This is a genomic window from Cytobacillus sp., from assembly GCF_032154635.1.
Taxonomy (GTDB): domain Bacteria; phylum Bacillota; class Bacilli; order Bacillales; family Cytobacillaceae; genus Cytobacillus.
This window is the reverse complement of sequence record NZ_JALDXW010000008.1, coordinates 30907-44065: the sequence shown is the minus strand read 5'-3', so window position 1 is coordinate 44065 and position 13159 is coordinate 30907. Positions and strand designations below refer to the sequence as shown.

Sequence of the window (13159 nt, the reverse complement as noted above, 5' to 3'; positions counted from 1 at the left end):
GAGGGGTGATGGACATGGAAAGACAGCCAGTCAAAAACGATATTAGTTCCTATATCATTCAATCTCAGGAAGAAGAGATTAAACGAATTGCTCTTGAACTGCATGAAGGGGTCGGACAAACTTTATATAGTCTTTATACAGGGATGCAGTTTATAGGGAATGCGGTTGAACAGGCTGAAATGAAGGGATATGTCAGTGATATGGCTGAATTGCTTGAAAAAACAATTCAAGAAATCCGGCTTCTGGCTGTCGAGCTGCACCCTCCTACTCTTACGACACTAGGATTGCTTCCTGCGATAAAAAGCTATTTAAAATTATACACTTCCACATATGGGATTGAGGTAAAGCTAGAAACTTCGGGCAAAGAAATTCCTTTAATGGAAAAACAAAGAATCACCCTTTTTCGAGTTTGCCAGGAAGCTTTAGCAAATATTGCAAGGTATGCAGACACAGTGAATGCAGAAATGACTTTTACATGGAAATTAGATCATTTATCCATTATCATTAAAGATAATGGCAAGGGATTTGATATTGATAAGGGATGGAAGCAATCGACTGGTCTCGCTGCAATGAAGGAAAGAATGCATTTAATCGGGGGAGAATGGCATCTTTCGTCAAGACTTGGCAAAGGGACAGTAGTCGAACTTTATCTTCCATTCATATAGAACAAAAACAAGGGATTTGCGACTGCAATCCCTTGTTATGTATTTACTGCTGTATATATCGAACAAAGATAGGGGGAGCTAGCATGATCAAAATTTTGCTTTGTGATGACCATGCAGTCGTAAGAATGGGGTTGAAAATGCTTTTAAACAATCATTCTGATTTAGAAGTTATAGGGGAAGCTTCTGAAGGAAATGAAGGCATTCAGAAATCACTTGAATTAAAGCCAAATGTCGTTGTCATGGATTTAAGCATGCCGCATGGGAAAGATGGTCTATCAGCAACAATCGAATTAAAAAAGCTGTTGCCTGAAACGGCTATTCTCATCCTCACGATGCATGATGATGAGGAATACTTATTTAGGGCCATTCAAGCCGGGGCATCGGGATGTATATTAAAAAGTGCACCACATGAAGAACTTCTTTCGGCCATCCGCTCTGTTGCTGCAGGAAACGCTTACTTGCATCCTTCAGCAACGAAAAGATTAATGGAAGAATACATTGGAAATGTGAAAAATGGGAATGTAGATACGTTTAACCTTCTGTCTGACCGGGAAAAAGAAGTGTTGACTTTAATTGCAAAAGGGTTTTCAAATAAAGAAATTGCCGAACAGCTAGTTATTAGTGTCAAAACGGTTGAAACACACAAAGGAAATTTGATGGAAAAACTGCAAATGAAAACAAGACCAGAGCTAGTTGAAGTTGCATTGAAAAAGGGGTTATTAGGATATGGAATTTGAAGGGGGAGTGCAATCAAATCCGTCAATAGATATTATACATGCATGCGAATCTATATTAACTAAAATCGCTGCTGATTTTGTTGGTTTTGCTTTACAGAATAGAGAAGGACCTGATGTCAGATGGCATTATGCCGCAGGGAATAGTAATGATAAATATAAGAAAATTACTGTTCGATATGGAAAAGGAATTGCGGGGAAAGTGATTGCGACAGGAAGTCCGATAACAATCAATCATTTTCCCGAGAATATACATGGGAAAGCACTTGAATATCCGATCATGCTTGCTGAAAAGCTCGTTTTTGCTTTTGCAGTACCTATTTTTTATAAAGGTGCGCCAAAGGGTGTTTTATTGGTAGGAAGACGAACGAACACGCCGATAAACGAAAGGGAACAAAATATTGTCAGGCAGGCTGCCTTAACTTTGGAAGGGATGATAAGCAGTTTGTTTTGAATGGCAATCAGGGGGAACAGATATGGACAAGGATAGTCAGATACAACTTAATAATAACAATACTCCTGCTTCAAGGAATGCGACTATTCTAGTGGATGGAAAGGGGCTTATTGCATATTCGAATCAACAGGCATGTCACATATTTGGATATGAATATGGTGAAATGACTGGATCAGAGCTAAATAAGTTTATGCCCGAGATCGATGTGTATACAGCTAAAGAAGGAATGATTATTCATCAGCTTGGTAAACATCGGATGGGTCATGATTTTTCTTTGTTTTTTCGTATTAATGCCTTTTGTTTCGGAACGAATCAATTTTTTCTTATCGTTTTTAATAGTGTAAAAGATCAATCAAGACTTAAATCTGCACATGCCTATCATTTGAATGAACTTGTTGATTTAAAATATGCCCTAGATGAATCAACCATTGTTGCTTTTACTGACCAAAGAGGAATTATCACATATGTGAACGATAAATTTTGTGAAGTGTCTAAGTATTCGGCAGAGGAACTAATCGGAAAAGATCATCGAATGATTAATTCTGGTTACCATTCAAAGGAATTTATGAAAGAACTTTGGCAGACTATTGGAAATGGGGAAGTATGGCGTGGTGAAATTAAGAATCAAGCGAAGGACGGTTCTTATTACTGGGTAGATACGACCATTGTTCCTTTCCTTAATGAAAAAGGCAAACCTTATAAATATTTAGCTATCCGTAATGAAATAACGGAGTATAAGCAAGTTGTTGATGAATTGAAGAAGTCTGTCAATGAGTTAAGCGATCTTAAATTTGCTCTTGATGCATCGTCTATCGTTGCTATTACTGATCAAAAAGGTATCATTCATTATGTGAATGACCAATTTTGCCGTATTTCAAAATACTCAAGGGATGAATTAATTGGAAAAGATCACAGGATTATTAATTCTGGATATCATCATAAACGATTCTTTGCCGATTTATGGAGGACGATTGCATCTGGGATCGTGTGGAAGGGGGAAATAAAAAACCGTGCCAAAGATGGCACATATTATTGGGTGGACACGACCATTGTTCCGTTTCTTGATGAACATAGGCGTCCGTACCAATACTTGGCTATTCGACATGAAATAACAAAGAGAAAAAAAGCTGAGGAAGAGCTCCAATTAATGATGACGAAAATTATTAATGTGCAAGAGGAAGAGCGAAGACGGCTGTCTCGAGAACTGCATGATGGAATTGGGCAAAACCTTTATAGCCATTTAATTACAATCAATCGTTTACAATCCGATGTGAATCATCCTTTGTTAGATCAAATGCAGGATGAAGCAGCTGAAATTATCGAAGAACTTAGGGATCTTTCTTGGACATTGCGCCCTTCTGTTCTTGATGATCTTGGATTAATTCCTGCTATCCGTTCTTTTCTTGTCCGTTTTTCTGATCATACCCATATAAATGTTTATTTTGATTGCTATTTGAATACAAGACTAAATGAGAATAAAGAAATCACCATTTATCGAATAATTCAGGAGGCATTGACGAATATACGGAAATATGCGGATACAGAAGAAGCAACCGTGACGATTCGAGAAATGGAAGATGAAGTGAGAGTCATGATCGAGGATAAAGGCAAAGGCTTTGACATACAAGCCGTTTCTCGGGGTGTTGGTCTTTTTAGTATGGAAGAAAGAGCGAAAGCCGTTAAAGGAAACATTACGATCCAGTCATTGAAGGATAAAGGGACTAAGATTATTTTGGACGTCCCACTATAAAGAATGCTGCCAGCTTGGCAGTTTTTTTTCTTTGGTTGATTTATAATCTTTTTGTCGAAAAATCGATATTTCTGGTATTTCGTAGATAAAACATTCATTTTCGTAGATATCATTACATTATCGTAGATAAATTTCTTTTTTCGCAGATATAATTATATTTCGAAGATTTTTATATTGTCATGAAGGACAAAACTTTCTTGATTGCTCTTTAATTCATGACACATTTCCTTTATTATGAAGAAATATAATTAATTGTTTGTTGTAGGAGGGAAAAGGGTGGAAAATAGGTTTCCCCAAACACATGAAGTGATTGAGCTTTGTTTGCTTGCTGGAAAAATTATGCTGCAGTGCGGGGCAGAAACGTATCGGGTAGAGGATACAATGACAAGGATTGCTGCATCTTTCGGTTTACCTCAATCACATAGCTATGTAACACCAACTGGGATTATTTTTTCCATTGATGGAACAGAGCCGGCAAAATTTATTCGAATATCAGAGCGAACAACTGATTTATATAAAGTAACACTTGTAAATGGCGTTTCCAGAAAGTTAAGCAGCGGGGAGATGACATCTGAACAAGCGCTTAATCGATTGAAGGAAATTCAAGATGCAAATTTTACTTTTCCAATCTATCAGCAAATCATTGCAGCTTCCATAGCGAGCGGCTGCTTCTTAATGATGTTTTTGGGACAGTGGAGTGATTTTATTCCAGCCGTCATTGCTGGGGGACTAGGATTTGTTTGTTTTGTCTTTATTCATCAAATTTTAAAAGTAAGATTTTTCTCTGAGTTTGTTTCTTCACTCGTAATTGGGCTAATCGCCTTTCTTTTTGTAAAAATGGGTGTCGGAACACAGCTTGATAAAATTATAATTGGATCCGTTATGCCGCTTGTTCCAGGTCTATTAATTACCAATGCGGTAAGAGATTTGATGGCGGGGCATTTAGTGTCAGGATTATCAAAAGGGGCAGATGCATTTTTAACTGCTTGTGCGATTGGTACTGGAATTGCAGTCGTCGTCGCCTTTTATTAGTGTAAAACGGAGGTATGCAGTAAATGATCGTACACTTAATAACAAGTTTTATTGCCTCTGCAGCGTTTGGTATTCTTTTTAATGCGCCTAAAAAGTCATTGCTTAAATGCGGGTTTGTAGGCATGGCGGGCTGGTTTGTTTATATCTTCCTTGTAAATAAGGAATTCGATGCGGTTGTCGCATCCTTAGTTGCTGCCTTTGTGATTGCAGTTATCAGCCAGATTTTTGCTAGAATGTATAAAACACCAATTATTATTTTCAGTGTTGCTGGAATTATTCCACTTGTACCAGGCGGTTTAGCGTATGATGCAATGCGTCATTTTGTTGTCAATGATTATAATGTAGCTATTCAGCTAGCAGCAAAAGCATTTATGATTTCTGGTGCAATTGCCGTTGGACTTGTTATTTCAGAAGTCCTCTATCAGCTATTAATGAAGATCAAATTTAAACAAAAGAAAAAAGCAAATGAAGTCAATTAACTTGTATGTTTATCAACCACACCATATAATCCAAGTGATTATATTTGGAGGACAAGGAGAAAAATGTGATGATTCGCCGATTTTTTTCGTATTATAAACCACATAAAAAGCTTTTTACGATTGATTTTAGCAGTGCTGTCATTGTCGCGATTTTGGAGCTCGCTTTCCCACTTGCAGTACAATGGTTTGTTGATGATTTATTGCCAAGCGGAAACTGGTCGAAAATTGTATCCGTCAGTGCAGGACTATTAACGTTATATTTAGTAAGTACATTTTTACAATATATCGTAAACTACTGGGGGCATATGCTCGGCATCAATATTGAAACAGATATGAGGCAGCAGCTGTTTCAGCATGTTCAGCGTCAATCCTTCCGATTCTTTGATAATACAAAAACAGGTCATATTATGAGCCGTGTGACAAATGACCTTTTTGATATTGGGGAACTTGCCCATCATGGACCAGAGGATTTATTTATTGCAATCATGACATTTGTTGGGGCGTTTTGGATTATGCTTACGATTAATGTGAAACTTGCATTAGTTACGATTATTATTACACCGTTTCTTATTTGGCTTATTTCCTTCTGCAATATCCGTATGAATAAAGCATGGAAGAAAATGTACGGCGAAATTGCTGATGTGAATGCCCGAGTGGAAGACAGTGTTTCGGGTGTGCGTGTTGTTCAATCCTTTACAAACGAAGAATATGAAATTAGCAGATTCAGAAGGAATAATCAGAGATTTCGTTTAGCAAAGCTTTCTGCTTATAAAATTATGAGTTTTAGTTCCTCTGGCATTTATATGTTGACTCGTTTAATGACGTTAATCGTTCTTGTTTTTGGTGCATGGCTGAGCTTTACAGGCCAACTATCCTATGGAGAATTAGTCGGTTTTGTTCTTTATGTAAATGTCCTTTTAAAACCGATTGATAAAATTAGCGCCTTGCTGGAACTTTATCCGAAAGGAATGGCAGGGTTCAAACGCTTCCTTGAATTAATTGATACAGAACCAGAGGTAGAAGATGCAGAGGATGCCATTGAGGTAGCTACCCTTCGTGGAGATATTAAGTTTAATAACGTTTCCTTCAGTTATGATGAGCATAAATCAGTGCTCGAAGGGATTAACCTTCGAATAAATAAAGGGGAGACAGTTGCGTTTGTCGGTCCTTCCGGTGCTGGAAAAACAACAATTTGCTCCCTTATTCCACGTTTTTATGATGTGAACAGTGGAAGTATAACAATTGATGGCATGGATGTTAGAGAAATGACTAAGAAATCGCTGCGATCACAAATCGGAATTGTGCAGCAGGATGTATTTCTATTTACAGGGACATTAAAAGAAAACATTGCCTACGGAATGCTAGGGGCATCGGATGAACAAATTGAAGAAGCGGCTAGAAGAGCCCACTTGGAAGATTTCATTGCTTCCCTTCCGTTTGGCTATGAAACACAAATTGGGGAAAGAGGATTGAAGCTCTCAGGTGGTCAAAAACAGCGGATTGCGATCGCACGAATGTTTCTGAAGAACCCGCCTATTCTTATCCTTGATGAAGCCACATCAGCTTTAGATACAGAAACAGAACAAATAATTCAAACAGCACTGACTGAACTTGCACAAGACCGTACAACACTTGTTATTGCACATAGACTAGCAACGATTCGCAATGCTGATCGAATCGTTGTGGTAACGGAAGACGGAATTGCAGAAGAGGGACGACATGATGAATTGATTGACCTTGACGGCATATTTGCAAATCTTCATAAAGTTCAATTTCAGAGATAAACGTAACGCACAAGCATATGCTTGTGCTTTTTCTTTGCCCATTTTCTACAGGCATGGATGTTTGTTTAAGCATGTCCATTATGTGAACATATCATGAACTGTAAGGGTCCCTTAAATATTGTGAAAGGGGGGACTATTTATGCTAGTAATCCTTATTCTTCTAGTTATATTGTTGTTGGCTTGGATATTGGCGAAACTTCTTGGCATTGAGTGTCAAGCATCGGCTATCGGAAGTGCCATTCGTTCGTTATTGGTACGAGCATCAGCAGCATAATGAAGTAAGTACACTGGGAGATGATCTCCCCAGTGTATTTATTAGAAGTGGACTATAGTTTTGTACAAATTAAATGGGGTGTGAGTTTTCAAATGACAAGTAGTAGTGAAGGAACAGAAAAGCAATTCTTAAAGAATGAATCAGTAATGAAGTTAGTTGAAAGTCTGCTGGAAAATGAAGATTCTCTAAACTTCGGCTCTTTATTGCCAATGGCAAACAAATTAATAAAGGATGAAACGCTTATGGAGTTAGTTGGAGATATAGGCAAGTCAACGGATGAATTGAAAGAAGAGCAGGATCCTTATCTGCAAGAAGATCATAAGCTTTACGTTTTACAAAAACAATTAGAGGACATGAAAAAAGAGCTAACACTAACAAAACAAGAATTAGCTGATTTAAAGAAGCAAGACACATCAATCTTCGGTTTAGGTATAAAGGTCATTCATGCTGCAAGCCAAGATTTGAAAAAAGGTGTAAATATACTCACTGGATTTGGTAAATTGTTGAAATAGCAAGCATTGCTTTTATAGTAATGCTTTTTATTTTGGTCGTATTTTAAACAATGATTTTAGATTGCAGGAATTTAGAGTTGTAATAAAGAATTTAGGTAAGGTGTAATAAAAAATGATTCAAAAAAACATCAAATCTAAAGGTCAAAAAGTAGAAGAGAACCCCAAGGCTAATAAAAATTGGAGGTTCTCATTTTTGGTATTGTGTTCATATATTTAATATCTCAATTGTTTATACACTGACATTGCATCTGTAATATTGTATTGTTCCGTATGATGATTTCCATCAGCACCAGCAGTAATTAGGAGGTATTCCTCCCCATTTATTTCAGCGATGCTTGCCAGGCATAATCCAGCTTGTTCCGTGTAGCCGGTCTTTCCTCCAATAATCTCCTTGCTCAATACATTTGCGGAATCGATATTTCTAAACATACTGCTCTTAAACGTGATTCCTTTTGGATGAAGATTTGAAGGGGATGTAGAATGTCTTTCTGCTGTAAAAATGGTTCGAAAGGTATTATTTTTTAATGCATACTCCAAAAGTACCGAAATATCCTTCACGCTTGAATAGTGATCTCTGTGATGAAGACCAGTAGCGTTTGTAAAGTGAGTGTTCTTCATACCGAGCTGCTTGGCCTTCTCATTCATAAGCTGAACAAACGCTGTCTCTGACCCGGCAACCTCATTCGCCAGTCCAATAGAAGCTTCGGCACCGGATGGAAGCATGGTTCCATAAAGAAGATCAATGGCCGCAACCTTTTCGTTCGGGAGAAATCCTGCCATGGATGCATTAGCAGCGTAGAGGTCAGAAAACATGCTTTCGGGAAGAAAAATCCGCTTTTGCAAATCAGATATATTCTCTATAGCTACCAAGGTAGTCATGATTTTTGTGAGGGAGGCAGGGAAGATTATTTCCTCACTATGTTTTTCCATCAAGATTTTTTGTGCATTCAAATTGATTAAAATGGCATTTTGACTATGCAGATTATTACTTAATGTTTCATTGACTTCAAGTGTGGTATCACTTTCTGAAGAAAATTCCCTCGTGAATTGATTAAGCCTGTCCCGTATCAGTCCATCCATCTTTTCAAACGGTATAAGAAAAAACGTTAAGATTATCAGAAAAGTAATGATCCAAGCAGTGCTATTTGTACGTTTTCTTTTTCTCATAAAAACAACTCCTTATCTCATTGCTTCACTAATTAAAACATAGAAGAAGGAGTTAGTTTTTAATTTTCCATTATTGAAATCTTAAGATTTTCTTAAGAATGGATCGGAATCGCAACTGTAAAAATAGTTCTTTCATCATTGCTTGCTGCAGAAATGCTGCCGCCATGAGCATGAATAATTTCTTTAGCTATAGCCAGCCCTAACCCTGCACCACCTGTTTGAGTAGTACGGGAGACATCCAGCCGATAGAATTTTTCAAAAATCATATCTAACTTATGAGGAGGAATGATCTTTCCTTTATTTGTAAAAGTAATTATTGCCTGTTCATTTTTCCTAGTACCGCCAATTTCAATGATGCTATTTTCGTAGCTATAGGCGATGGCATTTTTTAAGATATTGTTAAAAACCCTTGCTAATTTATTTGCATCAGCATCGATCTTAAGATCCTCCTCTACCTCCACAATTGTTTGTTTTCCGTTTGGGGCTAGTAGAGGATAAAATTCATCTGCTAGTTGCATGAGCATATAGTTTAGATTGATTGTTTCTTTCTCAAGCATAATCGATTGTAAATTAAATCTCGTTATTTCGAAAAATTCATTGATCAATTGTTCTAAACGAGTGGCTTTTTCTAATGTGATTTTCAAGTATTTCGCTTTTTGCTCAATTGGCATATCTGCTGCTTCATCTAAAAGGCTTAAATAGCCAATGACAGAGGTCAGTGGAGTCTTTATATCATGGGCTAAATAGACGACAAGATCATTTTTTCGCTGTTCTGCTTCTTTTGCATCTTTTGCCCGTTTTTCTAGTTTACCTTTGACTGCATTGAGTTTTTTTTCCATGAAGTCAAGTTCAGGAGGGAGTAGGATTTCTGTTTCTGATTCTTCAGTAAGACTGTCCAGACCATCACTGATTTTGTTAAAATACCTTGTAAAACGAGAAAGTGCGAGGTAAAACATTACTAAAAGTAATAGAATGAATCCAAGCGCAAGCCACATTGATTTATTTACTCGAAATAATGAAGAGTAAATATTTTGTGCAGTATAGAAATCGAGCTGAAGCACGTTCTCACAAAAGCTAATGAACATATTGGCAAAAGGAGCCTGCAAGACACCATCAATTACAGCATAATAAATGAAATAACCAACAATGATCGTAAAGAGTAAAATTAAAGTAATCTGCAGAATGATTTTCCTTTTTAGTTTGCTAAATTCATTTTTCAATCGTATACCCCACTCCCCAGACCGTTTTTATATATTTGGGTTTTTCGGCAGAATCATTCATTTTTTCACGTAAATGTCTAATATGAACCATGACTGTATTATTGCTGTTAAGATATTTTTCACCCCATACTTCCTTGAATAACTCCTCTGAACGAACAACACGACCTCGATTTTCGCATAGACACCAAAGAATGGAGAATTCTGTAGGTGTTAGTGATAAAGTCTTTTCGTTTAATTGGCATTTTCTCGTATTCTGATCAAGGACTAAACCTGAAATAGCAATGATATGTTCATTGTCTTCTGTATCCTGCTGATTATACTTTGTAAATCTCCGAAGCTGAGCCTTTACACGGGCAATCAGCTCCAAAGGTCGAAAGGGTTTTGTTATATAATCGTCCGCTCCTAATGTTAAGCCAGTAATCTTATCAATTTCTTCATCCTTGGCAGTTAGCATAATAATAGGGAAATGGAATTTTTCTCTGATTTTTTGACAAATGGCAAATCCATCTGTTTCCGGCAGCATCACATCAAGTATGGCAAGATCCAGTTTTTCCTTGTTAATACAATTAAGAGCTTCTTTCGCAGTGTAAAACTTAAAAACGGTATAATTTTCATTTTTTAAATAAACTTCGATTAAATCTGCAATTTCCTTTTCATCATCAACGACTAAAATAGTATTCTTCATTTTATAGTTCCTCCAGAAAAGATCTCCCTTTCATACATACTTTACCAGCTTTTTGATTGGATTCAACTATTTGATCAAGTCGATGCAAATGTAAAAATAATTAAGCAAAAAAAGAATGATTACTGGAAGAACGAATCTAGTACTTTGAACATTGAAAATGGCAGTGATGAGATTAATCGTTTTTTAGGTATGGAAATGGTGGAAATCAATAACGGTTTCGAAAGGATGAAAAAATGAAGATAGTATGTTATAGTAGCAAAAGGTTTTTATACAATTTAGTATCAAACCTACTAATGTCCTATGAGAGATAGCCGTTTAATCGATACACCTTTTAGGGATAGGTATCATTAAATATAGAGAAAAGGATATCTATTTATGATTGAAGGAGAAAAATGATGAGTGAATATCAGCAGTTTATCAACAGTATTTCGGCTGATGTAATAGAGGAAAATATTAGAGTATCGGAGCCGATTAGTAATCATACGTTTACTAAGCTCGGTGGAGAGGCAGATCTATTTATTACACCGTCTAGTTTTGCTGAAATACAGTCAGTCTTAAAGCAGGCGAAAAAGTTCAATATTCCAGTCACCATTCTCGGAAGCGGTTCGAATGTGATTGTGAGAGATGGCGGCATTCGCGGAATTACATTATGTCTCACTAAGTTTAATCAAATAAGTATAAAAAATGATGTAATTACAGCTCAAAGTGGCGCTTCCATTATTGACGTCTCTAACTTCGCATTAGAACATGAGCGAACTGGCTTAGAATTTGCATGTGGAATTCCTGGAAGTGTTGGTGGAGCCTTATATATGAATGCAGGCGCCTATGGAGGGCAAATTTCAGATGTGCTTGAAAAAGCACGGGTTATGACGAGGGATGGCGAAATACTTACTTTATCAAAGGAAGATTTGCACCTAGGCTATCGTAAGAGCATTTTCATGAACAGGGATTATGTTATTTTAGAGGCAGAATTTCAGCTAAATCGTGGCGAGTACAAAATGATAAAACAGGACATGGATGAATTTACCAATGCCAGAAAATCAAAACAGCCGCTTGAATACCCATCTTGCGGTAGTGTTTTTAAGCGCCCGCCTGGGTACTATGCTGGAAAACTAATTCAGGATTGTAAGCTTCAAGGCTTTAGAGTTGGAGGAGCAGAGGTATCGAAAAAACATGCCGGATTTATCGTCAATATCGATCAAGCTACCTCAAAAGACTATATTGATTTAATTAATATAATTAAAGGGACAGTTAAGAAAAATTTTGATATTAATTTGGAAACAGAAGTAATTATAATGGGTGAAGAGTCTTAGAAAAAACTTGTAAGAAAAGCAATAGGGTATGTTTTAATCTGCCTAAATGCATTAATATCTTGCAAATATTAATAAAATGATAGGTGGTAATCTTAAAATGTCAGAAAAAAATCAACCGTATCGAGTCCTCTTGTATTATATGTATGTTTCAATAGATAATCCTGAAGAGTTTGCAACTGATCATTTGAAGTTGTGTAAAGAGCTTGAGCTAAAAGGAAGAATTCTTGTCGCTGAGGAAGGGATTAATGGAACGGTATCGGGGACAATAGAACAAACCGGTCGTTATATGGAAGCTATGAAAGCAGATCCTCGTTTTGCTGAAATGGTTTTTAAAATAGATGAAGCCGAAAACCATGCATTTAAAAAGATGCATGTACGTCCTAGAAAGGAGCTTGTTACACTTCGTTTAGAAGACGACATTAATCCGAAGGAAGTAACTGGCCAATATTTAAGCCCGAAAGAATTTTATGAAGCAATGCAGGATGAGAACACAGTCGTCATCGACGCCAGAAATGATTATGAATACGATTTAGGTCATTTCAGAGGAGCTGTTAGACCAGACATTAAGGCATTCCGTGAATTGCCTCAATGGATACAGGAGAATAAAGAGGAATTTGCAGATAAAAAAATCTTAACTTATTGTACAGGCGGCATTCGCTGTGAAAAATTCTCCGGCTGGTTAGTAAAAGAGGGATTCCAAGATGTAGGTCAGCTTCATGGGGGCATTGTGACGTACGGAAAAGATCCAGAGGTTCAAGGCGAGCTGTGGGATGGACAATGTTATGTGTTTGATGAACGAATTAGTGTTCCGGTAAATCAGAATGAGCATGTCATTGTAGGTAAAGACTACTTCACGGGAGAACCATGCGAACGTTATGTAAACTGTGCCAATCCTGAATGCAACAAACAAATTATTTGCTCTGAAGAAAGTGAGCACAACTATTTACGCGGATGTACACATGAATGTCGCGTTCATCCACGAAACCGTTATGTGAAAGAGCATGAACTAAGTGATGAAGAGGTTTCTAAGAGATTGAAGGTAATTGCCGAAACACTAGAAATTAGATAAAACGATTCCCGATAAGATATG

14 protein-coding genes are annotated in these 13159 nt (G+C 37.0%); 11 read left to right on the top strand and 3 right to left on the bottom strand.

Going from position 1 to position 13159, the window contains the following annotated elements:
* The first annotated feature begins 8 nt into the window (after positions 1-8).
* The 9 genes from RUH74_RS07780 (at position 9) to RUH74_RS07740 (ending at position 7684) form a co-directional block, all read left to right on the top strand.
* Positions 9-665 carry a sensor histidine kinase gene (locus RUH74_RS07780; RefSeq protein WP_313799716.1) on the top strand — a complete coding sequence of 219 codons (657 nt, stop codon included), beginning with the start codon at positions 9-11 and terminating at the stop codon, positions 663-665.
* Between the two features lie 83 nt (positions 666-748).
* Positions 749-1402 carry a response regulator gene (locus RUH74_RS07775; protein WP_313799715.1) on the top strand — a complete coding sequence of 218 codons (654 nt, stop codon included), beginning with the start codon at positions 749-751 and terminating at the stop codon, positions 1400-1402.
* Complete coding sequence (locus RUH74_RS07770; protein ID WP_313799714.1) at positions 1392-1853, top strand: GAF domain-containing protein; 462 nt, start codon at positions 1392-1394, stop codon at positions 1851-1853. The genes RUH74_RS07775 and RUH74_RS07770 overlap by 11 nt, the downstream gene beginning before the upstream one ends.
* Positions 1854-1875: 22 nt before the next feature.
* Positions 1876-3603, top strand: coding sequence for a PAS domain S-box protein (locus tag RUH74_RS07765; RefSeq protein ID WP_313799713.1), 1728 nt, complete (start codon positions 1876-1878; stop codon positions 3601-3603).
* 276 nt (positions 3604-3879) lie between these two features.
* The gene (locus tag RUH74_RS07760) at positions 3880-4635 is read left to right on the top strand and encodes a threonine/serine exporter family protein (RefSeq protein WP_313799712.1); all 756 of its coding nucleotides are present in this window, start codon (positions 3880-3882) and stop codon (positions 4633-4635) included.
* A 23-nt stretch (positions 4636-4658) separates the two neighbouring features.
* Positions 4659-5114: a threonine/serine exporter family protein gene (locus RUH74_RS07755; protein WP_313799711.1), complete on the top strand. Its 456-nt coding sequence runs from the start codon at positions 4659-4661 to the stop codon at positions 5112-5114.
* A gap of 68 nt (positions 5115-5182) precedes the next feature.
* Positions 5183-6898, top strand: coding sequence for an ABC transporter ATP-binding protein (locus RUH74_RS07750; RefSeq protein ID WP_313799710.1), 1716 nt, complete (start codon positions 5183-5185; stop codon positions 6896-6898).
* Between the two features lie 139 nt (positions 6899-7037).
* Complete coding sequence (locus RUH74_RS07745; protein WP_313799709.1) at positions 7038-7172, top strand: hypothetical protein; 135 nt, start codon at positions 7038-7040, stop codon at positions 7170-7172.
* A 92-nt stretch (positions 7173-7264) separates the two neighbouring features.
* The gene (locus RUH74_RS07740; protein ID WP_313799708.1) at positions 7265-7684 is read left to right on the top strand and encodes a hypothetical protein; all 420 of its coding nucleotides are present in this window, start codon (positions 7265-7267) and stop codon (positions 7682-7684) included.
* 213 nt (positions 7685-7897) lie between these two features.
* On the opposite strand, the gene RUH74_RS07735 is transcribed toward RUH74_RS07740, so the two are convergent.
* From RUH74_RS07735 to vanR, 3 genes are all read right to left on the bottom strand, one after another.
* On the bottom strand, positions 7898-8851 hold the full coding sequence (locus RUH74_RS07735) for a D-alanyl-D-alanine carboxypeptidase family protein (protein WP_313799707.1): 954 nt from the start codon (positions 8849-8851) through the stop codon (positions 7898-7900).
* A 92-nt stretch (positions 8852-8943) separates the two neighbouring features.
* A complete protein-coding gene (gene vanS / locus RUH74_RS07730) occupies positions 8944-10077 on the bottom strand; it encodes a vancomycin resistance histidine kinase VanS (RefSeq protein WP_313799815.1) in 1134 nt (377 codons plus the stop codon).
* Positions 10061-10756 carry a VanR-ABDEGLN family response regulator transcription factor gene (gene vanR / locus RUH74_RS07725; RefSeq protein ID WP_313799706.1) on the bottom strand — a complete coding sequence of 232 codons (696 nt, stop codon included), beginning with the start codon at positions 10754-10756 and terminating at the stop codon, positions 10061-10063. Before vanR ends, vanS begins: the two co-directional genes overlap by 17 nt.
* A 395-nt stretch (positions 10757-11151) precedes the next feature.
* On the opposite strand from vanR, the gene murB reads away from it, so the two are divergent.
* Together murB and trhO are read left to right on the top strand one after the other, a co-directional pair.
* The gene (murB, locus tag RUH74_RS07720) at positions 11152-12069 is read left to right on the top strand and encodes a UDP-N-acetylmuramate dehydrogenase (RefSeq protein ID WP_313799705.1); all 918 of its coding nucleotides are present in this window, start codon (positions 11152-11154) and stop codon (positions 12067-12069) included.
* 97 nt (positions 12070-12166) lie between these two features.
* Entirely contained in the window at positions 12167-13138 is a 972-nt protein-coding gene (gene trhO, locus RUH74_RS07715) for an oxygen-dependent tRNA uridine(34) hydroxylase TrhO (protein WP_313799704.1), read from the top strand.
* The last annotated feature ends 21 nt before the right edge of the window (positions 13139-13159 follow it).

Coding starts and splice junctions, on each gene's coding strand:
- RUH74_RS07780 (WP_313799716.1), top strand. CDS start 9: ATGGACATGGAAAGACAGCCAGTCAAAAACGATATTAGTTCCTATATC.
- RUH74_RS07775 (WP_313799715.1), top strand. CDS start 749: ATGATCAAAATTTTGCTTTGTGATGACCATGCAGTCGTAAGAATGGGG.
- RUH74_RS07770 (WP_313799714.1), top strand. CDS start 1,392: ATGGAATTTGAAGGGGGAGTGCAATCAAATCCGTCAATAGATATTATA.
- RUH74_RS07765 (WP_313799713.1), top strand. CDS start 1,876: ATGGACAAGGATAGTCAGATACAACTTAATAATAACAATACTCCTGCT.
- RUH74_RS07755 (WP_313799711.1), top strand. CDS start 4,659: ATGATCGTACACTTAATAACAAGTTTTATTGCCTCTGCAGCGTTTGGT.
- RUH74_RS07750 (WP_313799710.1), top strand. CDS start 5,183: ATGATTCGCCGATTTTTTTCGTATTATAAACCACATAAAAAGCTTTTT.
- RUH74_RS07745 (WP_313799709.1), top strand. CDS start 7,038: ATGCTAGTAATCCTTATTCTTCTAGTTATATTGTTGTTGGCTTGGATA.
- RUH74_RS07740 (WP_313799708.1), top strand. CDS start 7,265: ATGACAAGTAGTAGTGAAGGAACAGAAAAGCAATTCTTAAAGAATGAA.
- RUH74_RS07735 (WP_313799707.1), bottom strand. CDS start 8,851: ATGAGAAAAAGAAAACGTACAAATAGCACTGCTTGGATCATTACTTTT.
- vanR (WP_313799706.1), bottom strand. CDS start 10,756: ATGAAGAATACTATTTTAGTCGTTGATGATGAAAAGGAAATTGCAGAT.
- murB (WP_313799705.1), top strand. CDS start 11,152: ATGAGTGAATATCAGCAGTTTATCAACAGTATTTCGGCTGATGTAATA.
- trhO (WP_313799704.1), top strand. CDS start 12,167: ATGTCAGAAAAAAATCAACCGTATCGAGTCCTCTTGTATTATATGTAT.